Here is a 17,010-nt window from a genome sequence, read left to right as displayed (position 1 = left end):
TGTCAGCCCGAAGTGCGCTGGTCATGCTGGCCGTCCGGGTGAAACGTCGCGACCGCGGAAGTACCGATGCGAAAGAGGCCCGGGGCCGGGTCCGTGACGAGAATCTTCACGGGGAAACGCTGTGATACATGGACCCAGTTGATACTGCGCTGCACTTGCGGCAGACCTTGAGCAAGACTCCCGCCGTCTTCAGGCGACACACCGAATCCGACTGAATCAACTTTCCCCTGAAAATGCCTTGATGTGTTGCTCATCAGATAAACGGTAGCCCGCGTGCCGGGGTGAACTTTCGCGAGCTCCGTCTCGCGCAGATTCGCGACGACATACCAATGAGTCGTGTCGATCAAGGTGAACACGGGCGCAGAGGCGGAGGCGAACTGTCCGCGCGTGGTGCGAAGCGACACAACGACACCGTCGAACGGTGCCCGGACCGTTGCGTATTCCAGGTTCAGCTCAGCAGAGGCGATTTCCGCCTGTACGACCGAGCGCTGGGCTTGCAGCGCATCCACCCCGCTGACCGCAGCCATCGCCTCGCGCGCCTGAAGTTCGGCCGACGCAAGTTCCGCTGCGGTGCTTTGCGCCGAAGTCCGCGCCCGGTCCAGCTCATCCGCCGACACATAACCCTTTTCCACCAGCGGCTCCATCCGCTGCAGTGTGTCCGCAGCCTGCTTCGCGGCGGACCGCGCCCGCTCGACGTTTGCGCGTGCAGCCGATGCGTTCAGTACCTGTGCGTTGACCGACCTTTGCGTCAGCATGATCTGTTCGTCCAGTTGCACAAGCGACGCACGGGCCTTGTCGAGTGCATCCTGAAAGGGGCGCCGATCCAGTTCGAAAAGAAGATCGCCTTTTTTCACTCGCTGGTTGTCACGCACTGCGAGCGTCACGATCCGCCCCGATACTTCGGGGACTACATTGATCGTATCTGCGTACACATAGGCGTCGTCGGTTCGGGGTTCGGTATCCGCGCGCCAGACCACCACGATCCCCAGCACGATCGCGAACAGCAATAGAAGGCCCGTCAACAGCTTCTTCTTTGATTTTTGAGCGCTTTCTGCCATGTGTTCCCACTCCCGATAGACGTCAGAAGAACAGCAACCAACCCGCGAATGCCAGCAGCGCGACAAGTGTCGGATAAGCAACTGCTGGCGGGTCGAGCCACTCGTCGAGCGACGCGCGCAGTAACAGCAGGCGGATCAGGACTGTCACCGCGACTGCACCGACGATGCAAAAGAGCCAATCGGGGTAATACGCGCCCAGCACATTCGTCGACGGAGACCTGGTGCAACCTTGCAAAAGGAGCACCATCCAGATCACCCGCACGAAAGACGATTTGTGAGCGACGCCGATGCAACGACGTCCACCTATCTGGCTACCTACCGTCATGGACATCACCGTTGTGTTCAGGGAAAGTTACGCGACCACGTCTCCACCGGGTACGGACCAGGTCGTGAGCTGGGTCGAGCGCATGACGACGTGACCGCAGCACACGTGCCAACAAGATTACTATCGCAACAGGTTGACCTTCGCGAGGTCGATGAGCTGTTGGCCTCGCCCGTCCATGACTGCACGCAACATGAACAACCCAAAGTGGTAGGCCTCGTCGACAGTCGTCACAGGCGGCATCACAAGTTCCTGACGTGCGCTCACGACGTCGACAAGCGCCGGACCTGGATGTGCGAACGCCTCGCGCAGCGCGCCTTCCAGTTGCTCTGGATGCTCAACGCGCACGCCTTTGATACCCATCGCATTCGCCATCGCGGCGAAATTCGGATTCTTCAGGTCACACCCCGTATCGACGAACCCGCTGGCCTTCATCTCAAGTTCCACGAAACCCAGCGTGCCGTTGTTAAGCACGACGACCTTGACAGGTAAGCCCGTCTGAATGAGCGTGACGAACTCGCCCATCATCATCGTGAAACCGCCGTCGCCGGACATCGAAATCACTTGCCGGTCTCTGAAGGCAGCCTGTGCACCGATCGAATGCAGCATCGAGTTCGCCATCGAGCCGTGATTGAACGAACCCACCAGCCTCCGTTTGCCATTCATCTTCAGATATCGGGCCGTCCACGCGATCGGCGTGCCGACGTCGCAGGAGAAGATTGCGTCGTCGTCCGCCAACTCGCTCACCAGCCGGGTCACGTACTGCGGATGGATGGTATGGCTGCCTGCTTCGGGCTCCGCCAGCGCGTCCAGTCCCTCCCGGGCGTTGCGATAGTCGTCGAGCGCACGGTTCAGGAAGCTGCTGTCTGTTTTCTCGTGGATCATCGGCAACAACTCGCCGAGCGTGTCCTTAACCGTTCCCAACACCCCCAGATCGATTGGACACCGGTTCCCAAGTGCTTCCGCCCTCACATCGACTTGCGCGATGGTCACACCCTCGGGATAGAACTGGCGGTACGGAAAATCGGTACCCAGCATCAGCAGCATGTCGCAGCCTTTCATCGCTGCATAGCCGGATGAGAATCCGACCAGTCCTGTCATGCCGACGTCGAACGGGTTGTCGTATTCGATGTATTCCTTGCCTCGCAGTGAGTGCACAATGGGCGCTTGCAGCTTGCGCGCGAGCTCCACCACTTCCGCATGCGAATCCTTGCAACCGGCGCCGCAGAGCATCGTCACCCGCGACGACCGGTTCAACAGGTCCGCGAGCTTCACGGCCTCGTCGTTCGACGGTCGGATCACCGGGGCCGACGGTATACTCCAGTTCGGCACCGGTTTGGTCAGCGGCCCGAGCGCCACATTCCCCGGCACGACGACGACCGCGACGCCCTTTCGCGCAACGGCCGTCCGGATTGCTCGCGCGAGAATCTGAGGCAACTGGTCCGGGCTCGACACGAGTTCGACGTAGTGACTGCACTCCTTAAACAACAGTTCAGGATGCGTAGCCTGAAAATAGTCGATACCGATCTCCGAACTCGGGATATGCGCCGCGATGGCAAGAACGGGGACGCCGCTCCGATGGCAGTCGAAGAGTCCGTTGATCAGGTGCAGATTGCCGGGTCCACAGCTTCCGCAGCAGACCGCGAGCTCCCCTGTGAGATGTGCCTCGGCGCCCGCGGCAAATGCCGCGCTCTCCTCGTGCCGCATATGAACCCATTCAATCGACCCGTCCCGGCGCAGCGAATCCGAGAGTCCGTTCAGCGAATCTCCCACGACACCATAAATACGCTTCACGCCCGCCTTTGCTAACGCGCCCACCATGTAGTCTGCAGCCATCTTTGCCATGTCGCTTCTCCGTTCAGATTAAAGTCTTCGCTGCTGGCGCGGCTCTTCGCAGTCAGCCTTGAAGCATGTTCGGATTCTAGCGATCGCCTGTCATTGCCTCTTTCGTAGTCGCACGGTCTTTATCTGCATGCACGCGTGTGGACATCCATATCAAAGAACCTGTACGGCTACCCGGTTCGTCGATGTCCACATATGTCGCCGGTCGGTGGTTAGCGAACGCTGCGCGACCACAGACATCCGGTCGCGCATCCGTCGGTCATTCAGACCGCCTCGATTCAAAGCGCTGGTTTTTACTGTCGGCGCATGCGGGTGCGATTAGACAAAGCGACGGGCTAGCGCGAAAGAAAGTACCGGTTCGCACGACGATACTCGACTCATGTCCAATCACTTCCTCGCGCCCTGCATGCGGTCCGGAGCGCACTGCGGAGAACGCACAATGAACGCAATCAGATTTCCGTGGTTCCGAACCGGCTACGTCGCGGCAGCCGTTTGCCTGACGATCGGTGCAGCGTGCGTGCTACCGGCACCAGGGTTGATGCGGGCGTTCATGACTGTCGGAACGGACGTTCAACTGCCGCTCGAACGCGTAGCCGCAGATAACCCGGAGCCTTCGCAAGTCACCGATCTGCCGGAACCGCTGCACACTCCCGCTTCGGAATCCGCACATACGCAATCATCGGTTTATTCGCGGCAGGAGAGCCGCCACCGCGCGGACGCCAATGCGCGCGCGCCACGTCATACGCCCGCCTGTCAGCGGACGATTACGGATTTCAAGTACTGGACGTAATGGTGCGGCGAGTTGGTGTTGATGGCGCGGATTGAAGCGCATCAGCCGCCACACGGTAAGGACACGATGGTTAGACAAAAGCTGGCGATACTTGTAGAGAGAATCGCCAGTCTTTGTCTGTGCTTTACGACTGCAGGAATTCCAGCAAGTTTGCTTTCAGCCGGTCTGCATGCATCACGCACACATCGTGTGGTGTTAGCGGCTGGCCCGAACGCCCGTGGCCGCAGCGCTTATGCGCTATCAGGCGACAACCGCGTTCGGCAAGGAACATCATCTGCGTGTCCCGCGCGTCGGCCTTCAACGGCCAGCCAGCGCAAACCGTGCGAAAAAGAAGCTAAGTCAGGCTTCTGTTGCATCGTCAAGAGCGGACGTCAGGATCATTGCGCCGGCATTGCGCGGCACTGGTCGACAGGGACGCGGCTTGTACACCGCGTCGCCGGGACGAATCGGGCGCCCGCTCATCGCGCAGACGCCCTCGGTGCGAGCCCGCGACGAGTGCCAAACCTGGTCGCCATAGCAGCAGCGGGTCGAGTCGCGCCAGGAGATCGTCGCCGTCGAAGACGTCGGCCGCTCCAACAGGCTCACCCTGACGCCGTGAAGCACCGTGCCGTGCACCTGACCCGCCCTGTTGCCTCCATTCAGTCCACTGCCGCAGCCTTTCGACTCGCCCGCAGGCACGGACAACAGGCCTATGGTTTGCATCCACGGATCGATGATATTTGCATTTGCCAGCATGTCGCGACTCCTGTTGAAGCGTTACCTGATCGAATGGCTTTGTACGGCGGCTATCGCAGCGGGTCGAGGCATTTACAGACCGCTTCGCCGTACGCGTAGGCCGTCACAGAGGTTTCGTCGGCTTCGCGGCTGTCGTCGTTGGACGATGAATCGCCGGTGTGCTTCAGAAATGCCTCGCTGACGGCAAGAAACGACTGAACCTGCCTATTGAGCGCCATTCGCTTTCATCCTCCAGCAGTAAGGCGTCTCGCCGACAAAGCGTTTAAACACAGTCGTAAAATGTGGCTGTGAGCGAAAGCCGCAACTCAGCGCGACATCGAAGACGTTGTGCTTCGAGTTCAGCAACAGATGCTGCGCGTGTTCGATCCGGCGGCGCAGCAGGTATTCATGCGGACGCAAGCCCGTCGCGCGCCGGAATTGCGCGGCAAAATGCATGCGGGTGAAGCCGGCGCTCGCGGCAATGTCGGCGAGGCCGATCGCTTCGGACAGGTGCGCATCGATGTACTCGATCACGCGGTTCATGCGCCATTGCGGCAACGCAGTCCCTTCGCGGTTCTGCGTGTTCGACGCAGTGAATTGACGCGCGACGATGCGCGACACGATGGCGAGACCGACACTTTCAGTAAAGACCTTGTCCAACGCGGCGTCGCCGGTCCGTGACACGACTAGCGCCTGTCCAAGCCGGTCGAGTGCGGGATCGCGAATTAGCTTCGGGTCGCCAAGCACGATGTCGCCCGCATGCGGACGCTGGAACAGATCTTCGTAGCACTCCGCGAGAACTTGCTGCGACGCGAACAGATGCAGCACGTCGACAGGCGATTCGAAAACAGCGCTGACGGGCACGGCGGGCGCCGTGACCTGAACCGCGCCCGCAGTCACCCGCCCTTGCATGAGCCTGCGGCCCCCATGATTAAAGGTCAGCGACACGCATTTCAGAGCCAGGCCGATGCAGTGATCGGACTCGTTGCCGTGATTGACGACTTCGAGCGGCGTGTTGATGTTGCGCGTCCAGCGCGACATCACCACATTGCCCCGCTGCCGGCTCGACTGCGCATGATGCGCGCGCAGGCTGCGCCATTGATCCTCAGTGTCGATTGCGCTGGCGACGCGTTTCGGCGCAATGTCGGCACCGGGTTCAGGATACGAGAGCAGTGAGCTGGTCATGATATTTCCGTCCGATAGAGTGATCTGCCTGCGGTCGAAACACCGACACCGCGATGACTCAAAGTTAATCAAACGGAGCGCACGTGCCTAGCCGTACATACGGTTGCCTACGGCGTCGAATGGGTGGGTCAGCCTATATGAAGGTTTAATGCGGGCGGCGAAATGTGTGGATGCAATTGCTGCGCGACGGCGACCGTTTGCGCACCGGAGCCACATTGCGAGGGATTCGAGGGAGAAACGAACGGCGATGCGGTTTCGCCGTTCGGGAGGCAAAATGCCCCGCGCGATTCAACCCCGCTGAACGCGCGGCGGCGGAGTGGTGCCTTGTGGTGATTTGACGCCGAGTGCTTCCGCCTTCAGCACGAAATCGGCAAGCGAGCGCGACTCCATCTTCTTCATCGCCTGACCGCGGTGAATCTTTACCGTGATTTCACTCACCTTCATTTCGGCGGCGATCTGCTTGTTCATCAAGCCGCTCGCGACAAAGGCCATCACTTCACGCTCGCGCGGCGTGAGCGACTTGTAGCGGCGGCGCAGATCCGCGACCGAGCGGTCCGCTTCGCGCCGTTCTTCATCCTTGCCGAGGGCAGTCGCCACGGCGTCCAGCATGTCCTGGTCGCGAAACGGCTTCGCGAGAAAATCCATTGCGCCGGCCTTCATCGCCTTCACCGACATCGCAATGTCGCCATGCGCGGTCATGAAGATGATCGGCACGCGCAATTCGCCTGCCGCAATCTGTTCCTGCACGGCGAGGCCGCTCTGCCCTTTGAGCCGCACATCGAGGATCAGGCAACTCGGCACGTCCGGCATCTGGAACGCAAGAAATTCATGTGCGGACGCGAACGCTTCAACCCGCAAGCCCACTGAGCGCAACAACATGCTGACCGCTTCGCGCATCGACTCATCGTCGTCGACGACGTAGACGATCGAGTTACTCGCGGCGTTGCCCGTTTCACTGCTCATGACATGTTCCCTCATCGAGCGGCAGAATGAACTGCAGCACTGCACCCTTCCCCTCTTGCGATTCCGCCCAGATCCGGCCGCCGTGCGCTTCGACAATCGAACGGCAGATCGACAGTCCCATGCCCATGCCTTCGGCCTTCGTCGTAAAGAATGCGTTGAACAGCCGCCCTGCGTTCTCTTCGCTGATGCCCGTACCCGAGTCTTCGACGATCACCTGCGCATGCTGCGCATCGAAGCGGCGCGTGCCGATCCGCATGTGCCTCGGCCGCCCCGTCACGCCTGACATCGCCTGCACGCCGTTCATCACGAGGTTTATGATGACCTGCTGCAACTGCACGCGATCGGCGCACACTTGCGGCGGCGGTGACGCGTAGGCGGCATCCACTTCGACACGGTGACCGTCCAGTTCACGCCGCACCAGTTCGATGGATTCTCTCACGATAGCGTTCAGATCGAATATAGCCTGACTCGGATCGCGCTTTTGCGCCATCGACCGTATCTGGCGAATCACGTCGCTGGCGCGCTTGGCGTCGCGAATCATCTGGTTAATCGACTGCCCGACTTCCGGAAGATCCGGTTGCGGGCGATTCAGCCAGCGCAGCGCGGCGTCGCCGCAGGTGACGATGGCGGCAAGCGGCTGTGTGACTTCGTGCGCGATCGACGCGGCCAGTTCGCCGAGCATCGTCACGCGCGTCACGTGCGCGAGTTCCGCCGTCGAGCGGTCGAGCGCTTCCTGCGCGACCTGTCTCTCTGTCACGTCCATCAACGCACCGACGTACTCGGTATCCGCCGACTGCGGCGCCGCCAGACGCGCGACATAGTGCACGTATTTGACACTGCCATCCGGCATTGCAAGGCGATGTTCGACGTCGATAAACGGCTCCCCCGCGACGCTGCGTTCATACGCTTGCCTGACGAGCGCGATGTCGTCGGGATGCGTACGCGCGAGGATCAGATCGATAGTGGGCGTGACGTCCTGCGAGTAGTCGAAGATCCGGTACGCCTCGTCGGACCACGACATTTCACCGCCCGGCAGTTGCGTCGCGATACTGCCCGTGCGGCTCAGGCGCTGCGCGTCGGACAGGAACGCTTCGCTGCGCTCGAGCGCCTGCTTCGCCTGCTTGAGTTCTTCGATATCGGTGTTCACGCCGTACCAGCGCAAAATGTTACCCGCGTTATCGCGCAGCGGCTCCGCGCCGATATGCATCCATCGGTACACCCCATCGCTGCGCCGGATGCGCGAGACGTTATCGAAGGGCGCGCCCGTTGCAATGGCTTCGTTCCAGGCGTGCTGCGCCGCGGGGTGGTCGTCGGGATGAACGATCGAGCGCCAGATATCGCCACCATTTTCGGCAAGCGTTACGCCCAGTTCGTTCCAGCGCCGGTTGATGAAGGTCAGGCGCCCGTCGCTCGACGAACTCCAGACCATGCCAGGAATTGCATCGATGGTCGCGCGCAATTCGTCCTGCTGCCGCTGCAATTCCACTTCCATCTGCTTGCGAACGGTGATGTCGTTGTTGGTCGCGAGCACGGCGCGCGGCTTGCCCTTCGCATCGCGCCACAACGCCAAGCGGCTCGAAATGACGACGGTGGCGCCGTCATTGCACACGCGCTGTAATTCGCCTTGCCAGCGCCCCGAACGCAACAGCTCACTGCGAATCTCGTCGAGTGAGACTGACGAGTGGGTTTGCGTCAACTCATGAATCGGCTGGCCGATCGCCTGGTGCGCGGTCCATCCGTAGAGTTCTTCCGCGCCGTGATTCCAGAACGTGATCAGATCGTTCATGTCGTACACGACGATTGCGTCATGCGTCAGATCGAGCAACTGCAGTTGCTCTTGCAGCGTTGCGGTGTTCTTCTGATTGCGCAACGCCAGCACCGACGTCGTGGCGATGGCGAGCAGGCCGACGACACATCGCTCAATTGCGCCGCTCGGGTAGTGCCCGTGATGCGACATCACAAACGCGATCAACGTGAGCGCCACGCAGCTCCATGCGGTGAGGATCGCAGCAGGCCGCGACCCTGTCGATGCGACGAGCAGCACCACGATCACATACAGCACGGCAATCGCGTTATCGTGTGGCATGAGCGCGTCGATCAGGAATACGACCAGCGCGATGGCGGCCGCGAGAACGCACGGCACGCGCGCGTCATGCCGCATCGGTTCGTCGGCGCGTGAGCGGAATATCATGACGACGATTGAGCGCGCCGCGCGGGAACGAGGAAAAGTAAACGGCGCGATGTTGGCATAGGCATTCAAGGCAAACGTTCGTTGACGAGTACCGGAACCCTGTCTCGTGCCGCAAGAACGGCACATCAAAGTCAGACATGCAGGACGCCGACCCATTTAATCCGGTACTTATTTTATCCGAATCTTTCAATATCCAACAATCAAGGCCCGCTGCGAGTGGGCTTCAGTGAAGCTCGTCACCTTTGGCCTGGAGCCTTTCGAGGCAACGCGACACGGCCACGCCATCGACAGGTTTGCTCAGCACGCACATCGCTCCGCCGCCCAGCGCCTGGCGACGCACCTTTTCCGATGCGAAAGCGGAGATAAAGATGATGGGCAGCGTAATCCCGCCGTCGAGCAGGCGCCGCTGCATCTCGAGCCCAGTCATGCCGGGCATCTGCACATCGGAGATGATGCACGCGACATCGCTGATCTGGCCGGAGTCGAGGAAATCTTCGGCGGACGCATAGAGCCGGACGTCCCAACCGAGTGAACGAACCAGGCTCGATGTGGCGATGCGGACGGATTCGTCGTCGTCGATGATTGAAACTATCCGATGGATATGCAAGCGACTTATCCTCTGCCATACATGCGGTTACGGCGGCACGATGTTGTTTCGCCCGTCGTTCAGGTATTCCCATCTTATGGAAAAACCCCTGCCGCGAAAATCATATGTGTGTATAGGGTAAGGCCGGGAGAGTCGTAAAACCGGCGGAAAAGCGGCGGGACAGACTGCCCCCCATATGCGGCCTTGCTGGGCGCAGTCGCTGCGCGCCCGGGCCCGGATAGTGACCGCGCAGCGGGACTCCTTTCGTGCGACGGGGTTGCGCATGTCGCAGCCCCGGGTGCTGTGTCGAGTTCGCCTGCCTGCCGCTGCCCGTCGTGCGTATTGGAAGTCGAGCGTGCTTTCGCTAAACGACGCTTAGGGCGAAGCCGCTACATTTGCAACATCGATAACACATTCACCCGACAAGACCGTCATGCACGACGCAACCCAACCTCTTTCCGCGCAGCGACCTCATCGAGCGGATCAAATCCTTGATGCGCGATATCCATAAAAAGGGCGCGCGCGAACGGCATGTCAGGTCAGAAGCCGTCGCCCACACCCTTTGATCCGCACAATAAAATTCACGCCCGGGAGCGACCTATGTCGACGTTCATTGAGCGTCTTGAAGGAGAAGCGCGCGAGCGCCTGATCTGTTGGCTCAGGCGTCGCATGATGGAATCCGAGATCACGATCGAAGCGCTGGAACACGCGCTCAATCGCGATGTCGAGGATGATCAGATGGTTCGCTATCGCGATGCATACGGCAACACGTGGACAGGTCTCGGCGAGATGCCCGAGTGGCTATGCCGCGCAGTGGCGGCGGGCCAGAGCATCGATCACTTCCGCTGCGGCTGAACGTCCCGCCTGGGCCGCGATGCGCCGTGTCGGATACCTGCATCACCAGTGCACTCGCCTGACGAGAGCTTTCGCGTTTACATGAAATTCTGCAATTGCATGCTGATGCGCGCATCGCGTAAAGGGCATGCGGTGCGGACCAGGGAAGCGATTTCAACAAACTCCTGGCGGCGAAGAATCATCGTGCGAAACGGAAAGTTACCGTTCGTACCAGAAAACAGCAAAACCACACCACTGTCACGCTACGTACTGAAGCAGCCCGATGCGCGAACCTGAATCCTGCGCGTATCCCACAGGGCATTCATCCCATCACCTCACGTGTCGGAGACGTACATGGGCAAGAAAATTACGGAAATCATTGTCGAAGTCCTCGAACAAGCGGGTGTAGAGCGCTGCTATGACATCGTGGGCGACACACTCAATCTGTTTGCCGAGGCAGCCAATCGTCATTGCGCACAGGTCGTCTTGATTCGCTGTCCTCGTTGCTCAACAAGCGTCGAACGCCAATGGCCTCGCTGGGCTGATTCCTGGTTCAGGTAATAGCAGTCCTTCGCCCCGCCAACTATCATCAAGCACTTTGAAGCATGAACCGTTCAGTTCAGTCACTACGGCCTGGTGATTGCACTGCGGACCTCGATGTGACCGTGAGCCTGATGAACGTCCTGCCGGGCAATTCACGGCAACCGATTCAGCAACTCGGCCTGGTTGCGCAAACCAACCTTTGTCGCGAGGGAGCGATATGGACACTACTGCGCTCATGCTGTCGCGATTGCAGTTCGCCTTTACGGTATCGTTTCACATCATCTTTCCGTCTTTCACCATTGGTCTGACTGCGTGGCTGACGGTACTGGAAACGCTGCATCTGATTACCAGACGGCCCGTGTACCGCCGCGTCTTCGACTTCTGGCTGAAGATCTTCGGGATCGCTTTCGGTATGGGCGTGGTTTCCGGAATCGTGCTGGCCTTCGAGTTCGGCACGAACTGGAGCGAACTGTCACGGCTTTCGGGGCCGATTCAGGGACCGCTGCTGTCCTATGAGACCTTCACGGCCTTCATGCTCGAGGCGTCTTTCTTCGGTGTGCTGCTGTTCGGCAGGAACAGGGTGAAGCCGGGACTCTATCTCTTCTCGGCGGCGATGGTCGCGCTCGGCACAACGCTCTCGGCGTTCTGGATCATGGTGAACAACAGCTGGATGCAATATCCGGTGGGGTACACAATCCAGAATGGCGTCTATGTGCCGGACGACTGGGCGAAGATCATCTTCAGTCCGGTGGTATGGGTGCGGTTTCCTCATATGTTGCTCGCGGCTTATGTCACCGGCGCGTTCTGTGTCGCGGCGACAGGTGCGTGGTACATGCTGCGCGGAATGTGTCATGCCGAAGGTCGCGTGATGCTGCGGATGGGTCTTTTTCTTGCCGCGATCCTGGTGCCGGTCCAGTTGCTGTTCGGTCACCTGGTGGGCGATTACGTACATCGCTACCAGCCGATCAAGTTCGCAACGATCGAGGCACGGTGGCATGACGAACAGCCTGCGTCCGAAGTTCTGCTTGCATGGCCCGACGCAGCACACGAAAAAAACGACTACGCAATCTCGATACCGGTGCTCGGCAGCATGATTGCATCGATGAGCCTCGATTCGAAGGAGGTCGGGCTGACTGACTTCGCGCGCAGCGAGCGTCCGCCGATCGCCATCCCTTTCTTCACGTTCAGGGTCATGGTGGGGTGCGGTCTCCTCATGCTGCTCGTTGCCTGGGGCGGCACCCTGCTGTCGCTCAAGGAGCGTTTGCTGCAGCGGCGTGCGCTGTTGTGGACGGTATTTCTATGTTTTCCGCTGCCGTTCATCGCGACCCTCACCGGCTGGTTCACCGCCGAGGTGGGGCGGCAACCCTGGACCGTCTACGGGTTGCTGCGCACCGCGGACGCCCTCACGCCGTTTCTGACGCCACGTGCGGTCGCGGGTTCGCTATTCGTGTTCTGTTCTACCTACGTCTTCATCTTTGCCTTCGGCACCTGCTACATCTATAAGTTGCTCAAAGGCGGCCCCGTCCAGGACCCACTGCATAGCCCGCCTGCCGCCTTGCCGAACCGTCCGCTTTCGGCGGCGACGGATCTGCCGTCGACGGTCAAATGATCCCGGAGACGTGCAAATGATCCTCTACTGGTCGCTGATACTCGCCCTTAGCATGTTGCTATACGTGTTGCTCGACGGTTTCGACCTCGGTGTCGGCATGCTGTTCGGCCTGACCCGGGACGAAACGCGCCGGGCTCATATGCTCGCCGCCGTGTCGCCACTGTGGGACGGCAATGAAACCTGGCTGATCGTGGCCGGCGTGGTGTTGTGGGGCGCATTCTCGCCGGTCTACTCGTTGCTGGTCTCCGCGTTCTACGTGCCCGTGATCCTGATGCTCACCGGCCTGATCTTTCGCGGCGTCGCCTTCGAGTTTCGTGGTACGGCGCGCCGTACGCGGGTGATCTGGAACGTGGGCTTCGTGGTGGGTTCGGTCGTCGCCGCGTTCATGCAAGGCGCAATGGTCGGCGCACTGGTCAAAGGGCTGCCGGTCGTCAATGGCCGCTTTGCGGGCGACGTCATGACGTGGTGCAGCGGATTCTCGGTACTGTGCGGTGTAGCACTATGCGCCGGCTACGCTCTGCTTGGCGCGAGCTGGGTGGTCAAGAGATGCGAAGCCGACGCGCGCGACGCTGCGTATCGTGCGATTGTGCCGTTGCTTTGGGTAGTGCTCGTCCTGCTGATCGTGCTGTTCTTTCATGCACTTCATGAAAGCCTTGCGATCATGCACCGCTGGCTCGACCGTCCCTATCTTTTTCTTGTGCCACTGGTCGCCCTATGCGCAATCGCGGGCACCCTGATTGGCGTCAGACAGCGTCGGGACAACCAGCCGTTTCTCATGATCGTGCTGCTGTTCATCTGTGCCTACGCGATGCTGGCGATTTCGTTCTGGCCGTACATGGTCCCGTTCTCGCTCACGATCACCCAGGCGGCGGGGCCGCATGCCAGCCTCTCTTTCATGTTCTGGGGCGCGGGATTGTTCGTCTACCCGTTGATGCTGATCTACACGGTCTATAGCTATAACGTGTTCAAAGGGAAGGTCGACCTGACTTCGGGTCACTACTGATGAACGTCGTGCTTACCAAATGTATGACTACATCGTTGCGCCGACGGCAGCTGCGTGCACCCCGTGCGCGATCACATAACGGCAGTCGAACCGAGTGCGGAAAGCCGGGCTGTGCGTGCCAACACGTATGAGCTGGTCGAGTCCCTGCACGACGTGCTGAAGGTCGACGCGCTTCCGTGGGCCGAGTTTCCACATAAGGTGCGGCCTGCACAACAGTTGCGGAACGCAGCGAGGGCTGCGCACTGCGAAGATGTCGGAGATCAATGAGCCGTTCTTCTCGAAGCCGCTATCGCTGCTGCAGAAAGTCAAGGGCATCGAGTTCGTCATACCCGCCAGCCGTGAAGGAGCGGTTGTCCCAACCGGGTCCGGCCCTTCTTAATGTCACTGTCAACCCGTTGGAACTGGTCAAACCGCCTTTCTTTGAAGTAAAGCCCGCGATCGGCATGGCGCTGTACTCCGCGCGTGCTGCACTTAACGGCCGTGGGGCGGACGTGCTGGAAATGGTGCGAGAAAACCTCCTTTGAAGTGATTCGCAGGTAATAGCCGGCCTGTCCTTTTCAGTAACGAGCCTGAAGATCGCTCGGCGACATATGGGCAGGACCCTTGATGTGTTCCAGTCAACGTCCGGACCCTGATTGCCACAGGATGGCGGTCCTCGTTGCCCTCTGAGAAATCATCGCCACTTCCAATTCGTTCGTTCCGGAAAGCGCTAGCGCGTTATTGGAAAGATGAGACATCTTTCCAATGTAACTTTAGACCTCCGATATTCGATCGAAGTCAGGTCATGCTAGGGAGCATTGCGTATGAATCACGATGAAGAGAACTCCAGCGGAGATCCAGAAGTACAAGCAGTAAATCCGGACACAGAAGGACTGGTATCCGTAGAAAGCGCCCATCGCACTCTCTTTCAGGTATCGACGTCTGGCGCGCTGGTCGCAGGCCTTTACCAGGGTGCCGTGTCGGCAGCCGTCGTTCTGCAACATGGCGACTTCGGGCTGGGAACGTTCGCTGATCTTGACGGCGAGATGGTAGTCGTCGATGGCCGCGTGTTTCAGGCGAGAGGCGACGGCACGGTAAACGAGGTCGGTGCCGATGCGAAAGCACCGTTTGCCGTTGTCACGAAGTTCGCTCCTGACATTGACACAGAGCTTCCTCCAACATCGAGTCTCGCAGAACTGGAAGACCTTTGCGACACGCTACGGCCGTCAAACAACATCTTCTACGCGGTCCGGCTTGACGGTGTTTTCACTTCGATCAAGACACGCGCAGTGTCTCCGCCGCCGGAAAATACCCGGCTGGTCGACGCTGCAAAGGTACAAACAGAGTTCGAGTTCGCCAACGCATCCGGAACATTGGTTGGACTCTGGTCGCCGGGGTTCTCCAGCGCGTTTAGCATTCCCGGCTACCACTTTCACTTCCTGTCGGATGCGCGCGACCAGGGCGGTCACCTGTTGGCATGCAGTTCGGAACGCCTGCACGTTCGAATTGAACAACTGACGGATTTCCATCTCGCGCTGCCTTCGAATGAAGCCTATCTAAAGGCAGATTTGAGCAAGAATTCAGCCGACGAACTCGCATACGCCGAACAGGCAGACTAGGAGTGTTTTCATCATGGACGCAAAGACAATTTCCAAATCCCAGATCGGCGCAGATCTGGTCGTACAGACTCTGGAAGACAGAGGTGTCGAGTACGTATTTGGCGTGCCGGGGGCGAAGATTGACGCTGTATTCAATGCGTTGGTTGATTCTTCAATCCAGACAGTGGTGTGCCGGCATGAGCAGAATGCAGCTTTCATCGCAGGTGGCATTGGTCGCATGACCGGCAAAGCGGGTGTCGCGCTTGTGACCTCAGGCCCTGGTGTATCCAATCTCGTTACCGGATTGGCGACGGCCAACTCGGAGGGCGACCCGATTGTCGCTCTCGGCGGTGCAGTGGCGACTGCGGAGGCGCTCAAGCAGATTCACCAGACGATGGACAGCGTACCTCTTTGCAAACCCATCACGAAGTTCAGTGCTGCCGTGCCTGCGCCCGAGGCCGTCGGCGAGGTGCTCGCAAATGCGTTCAGAGCCGCCGAGTCGGGAAGGCCCGGAGCAGCATTCGTCAGTTTGCCAAAGGATATTATGACGGCGCCGGCGCGAGGTCGGCTTATTGTGCCGCCGCGTTTCTATGGGCTTGGACCGGCTGATGGCCAGGCGCTCGCGGAGGCTGGAAAGATGATTTCGGCTGCCCGTAATCCTGTCGTTGTGCTTGGTTTGCTGTCGAGCAAACCCGTCAATGCTGCCGCGATTTGCGAATTTATCGAGCAAAATCATCTTGCCGTGGTCGGCACATTTCAGGCCGCTGGCGCGGTCGGGGCCCACTTGCTCAGCAACTTCGGAGGACGTATCGGCCAACTCGCCAATCAGCCCGCGGACCGCTTGCTTGACGCGGCGGACCTCGTGATCACGATCGGCTACGATCCGGTCGAATACGACCCGTCGCAGTGGAATCAAGGCAAGGACCGTCCGATCATCCATATCGACGCGGTTCCGGCCGACCTGGACAACTGCTACTGCACGGCGGTCGAGCTCACGGGAGATATTGCCCAGACGCTCACAGCGCTCACGTCCCTCACGGGACGCCCCGCGAAGCCGCCCATCTCGGAAGCAATTCTCTCGGAAATCCGCAAGCTGAGAGCAGCTCAGGTCACGGAGGCCGCCACGAAGAGCGGCACTCCTATACATCCGCTTCGCCTGTGCCACGAGCTTCAGGATTTCATCGGCACGGACACGACGGTTTGCCTCGACATGGGGTCTTTCCATCTCTGGCTTGCGCGCTACGTATACAGTTTCAGGGCGCGGCAGATTCTGATGACAAACGGCCAGCAGACGTTGGGCGTGGCGCTCCCATGGGGTATCGCTGCTACGCTTGTTCGTCCGTCGGAGAAAGTGCTGACGATTTCTGGCGACGGTGGTTTCCTGTTTTCCGCAATGGAACTCGAAACAGCCGTGCGGCTGAAGTCCAACATCGTCCACATGATATGGATTGACGGGTCGTACAACATGGTGGGTGTGCAGGAAGTCGCGAAATACGGGCGAGAGTCCGGTGTCAAACTCGGTCTGATAGACCCTGTGAAGTATGCAGAGGCGTTTGATGCGACGGGGATGATGATCAATACGCCCGACGAGATCATTCCGACGCTAAAACGGGCGTTCGATGCGCAAGGCCCCGTCATTATCGGCGTGCATGTGGATTACGCGGATAACCATAAGCTGTTCGAAAACGTTCACGAAGGCAGTTTTAACTAACTATTTCCCTTCTCTTCTCATGGCGCTTCCCGGCGCCGCCTTCCGGTTGCTGCGACGCCGGGAAATTGTCGACCGCCGTGAC

General features: G+C 59.7%; 17 protein-coding genes. 8 read left to right on the top strand and 9 right to left on the bottom strand.

Going from position 1 to position 17,010, the window contains the following annotated elements:
- Positions 1-2: 2 nt before the first annotated feature.
- The 3 genes from mdtN to poxB form a co-directional block, all read right to left on the bottom strand.
- The gene (gene mdtN, locus P3T16_RS10875) at positions 3-1,058 is read right to left on the bottom strand and encodes a multidrug transporter subunit MdtN (protein WP_429342262.1); all 1,056 of its coding nucleotides are present in this window, start codon (positions 1,056-1,058) and stop codon (positions 3-5) included.
- A gap of 22 nt (positions 1,059-1,080) precedes the next feature.
- Positions 1,081-1,383: a YtcA family lipoprotein gene (locus tag P3T16_RS10870; protein WP_429342261.1), complete on the bottom strand. Its 303-nt coding sequence runs from the start codon at positions 1,381-1,383 to the stop codon at positions 1,081-1,083.
- 120 nt (positions 1,384-1,503) lie between these two features.
- A complete protein-coding gene (gene poxB, locus P3T16_RS10865; RefSeq protein WP_429342260.1) occupies positions 1,504-3,225 on the bottom strand; it encodes a ubiquinone-dependent pyruvate dehydrogenase in 1,722 nt (573 codons plus the stop codon).
- A 436-nt stretch (positions 3,226-3,661) separates the two neighbouring features.
- Here poxB and P3T16_RS10860 point away from each other — a divergent pair, with 436 nt between their 5' ends.
- The gene (locus P3T16_RS10860; RefSeq protein ID WP_429342259.1) at positions 3,662-4,012 is read left to right on the top strand and encodes a hypothetical protein; all 351 of its coding nucleotides are present in this window, start codon (positions 3,662-3,664) and stop codon (positions 4,010-4,012) included.
- A gap of 339 nt (positions 4,013-4,351) precedes the next feature.
- Here P3T16_RS10860 and P3T16_RS10855 read toward each other — a convergent pair whose 3' ends face one another.
- The 6 genes from P3T16_RS10855 to P3T16_RS10830 form a co-directional block, all read right to left on the bottom strand.
- Entirely contained in the window at positions 4,352-4,747 is a 396-nt protein-coding gene (locus P3T16_RS10855) for a DUF3331 domain-containing protein (RefSeq protein WP_429342258.1), read from the bottom strand.
- A gap of 50 nt (positions 4,748-4,797) precedes the next feature.
- Positions 4,798-4,965, bottom strand: coding sequence for a hypothetical protein (locus P3T16_RS10850; RefSeq protein WP_429342257.1), 168 nt, complete (start codon positions 4,963-4,965; stop codon positions 4,798-4,800).
- The gene (locus tag P3T16_RS10845; RefSeq protein ID WP_429342256.1) at positions 4,952-5,911 is read right to left on the bottom strand and encodes a helix-turn-helix domain-containing protein; all 960 of its coding nucleotides are present in this window, start codon (positions 5,909-5,911) and stop codon (positions 4,952-4,954) included. Before P3T16_RS10845 ends, P3T16_RS10850 begins: the two co-directional genes overlap by 14 nt.
- Positions 5,912-6,199: 288 nt before the next feature.
- Entirely contained in the window at positions 6,200-6,874 is a 675-nt protein-coding gene (locus tag P3T16_RS10840) for a response regulator transcription factor (protein WP_429342255.1), read from the bottom strand.
- On the bottom strand, positions 6,864-9,065 hold the full coding sequence (locus tag P3T16_RS10835; RefSeq protein ID WP_429342254.1) for a PAS domain-containing sensor histidine kinase: 2,202 nt from the start codon (positions 9,063-9,065) through the stop codon (positions 6,864-6,866). The genes P3T16_RS10840 and P3T16_RS10835 overlap by 11 nt, the downstream gene beginning before the upstream one ends.
- Before the next feature lie 223 nt (positions 9,066-9,288).
- Positions 9,289-9,672: a response regulator transcription factor gene (locus P3T16_RS10830; RefSeq protein ID WP_429342253.1), complete on the bottom strand. Its 384-nt coding sequence runs from the start codon at positions 9,670-9,672 to the stop codon at positions 9,289-9,291.
- 579 nt (positions 9,673-10,251) lie between these two features.
- Here P3T16_RS10830 and P3T16_RS10825 point away from each other — a divergent pair.
- The 7 genes from P3T16_RS10825 (at position 10,252) to alsS (ending at position 16,928) form a co-directional block, all read left to right on the top strand.
- A complete protein-coding gene (locus tag P3T16_RS10825; protein ID WP_429342252.1) occupies positions 10,252-10,506 on the top strand; it encodes an H-NS family nucleoid-associated regulatory protein in 255 nt (84 codons plus the stop codon).
- A gap of 333 nt (positions 10,507-10,839) precedes the next feature.
- The gene (locus tag P3T16_RS10820) at positions 10,840-11,046 is read left to right on the top strand and encodes a hypothetical protein (RefSeq protein WP_429342251.1); all 207 of its coding nucleotides are present in this window, start codon (positions 10,840-10,842) and stop codon (positions 11,044-11,046) included.
- A gap of 199 nt (positions 11,047-11,245) precedes the next feature.
- Positions 11,246-12,637, top strand: coding sequence for a cytochrome ubiquinol oxidase subunit I (locus P3T16_RS10815; RefSeq protein ID WP_429342250.1), 1,392 nt, complete (start codon positions 11,246-11,248; stop codon positions 12,635-12,637).
- A gap of 16 nt (positions 12,638-12,653) precedes the next feature.
- Complete coding sequence (locus P3T16_RS10810) at positions 12,654-13,640, top strand: cytochrome d ubiquinol oxidase subunit II (RefSeq protein WP_429342249.1); 987 nt, start codon at positions 12,654-12,656, stop codon at positions 13,638-13,640.
- Between the two features lie 263 nt (positions 13,641-13,903).
- Positions 13,904-14,164 carry a hypothetical protein gene (locus P3T16_RS10805; protein WP_429342248.1) on the top strand — a complete coding sequence of 87 codons (261 nt, stop codon included), beginning with the start codon at positions 13,904-13,906 and terminating at the stop codon, positions 14,162-14,164.
- A 279-nt stretch (positions 14,165-14,443) separates the two neighbouring features.
- Positions 14,444-15,238 carry an acetolactate decarboxylase gene (gene budA / locus P3T16_RS10800; protein WP_429342247.1) on the top strand — a complete coding sequence of 265 codons (795 nt, stop codon included), beginning with the start codon at positions 14,444-14,446 and terminating at the stop codon, positions 15,236-15,238.
- A gap of 13 nt (positions 15,239-15,251) precedes the next feature.
- Positions 15,252-16,928, top strand: coding sequence for an acetolactate synthase AlsS (gene alsS / locus P3T16_RS10795; RefSeq protein ID WP_429342246.1), 1,677 nt, complete (start codon positions 15,252-15,254; stop codon positions 16,926-16,928).
- Positions 16,929-17,010: the final 82 nt, after the last annotated feature.

The sequence above is a fragment of the Paraburkholderia sp. GAS42 genome (genome assembly GCF_050436565.1).
GTDB lineage: Bacteria > Pseudomonadota > Gammaproteobacteria > Burkholderiales > Burkholderiaceae > Paraburkholderia.
This window is presented reverse-complemented; position numbering and strand designations above follow the sequence as displayed.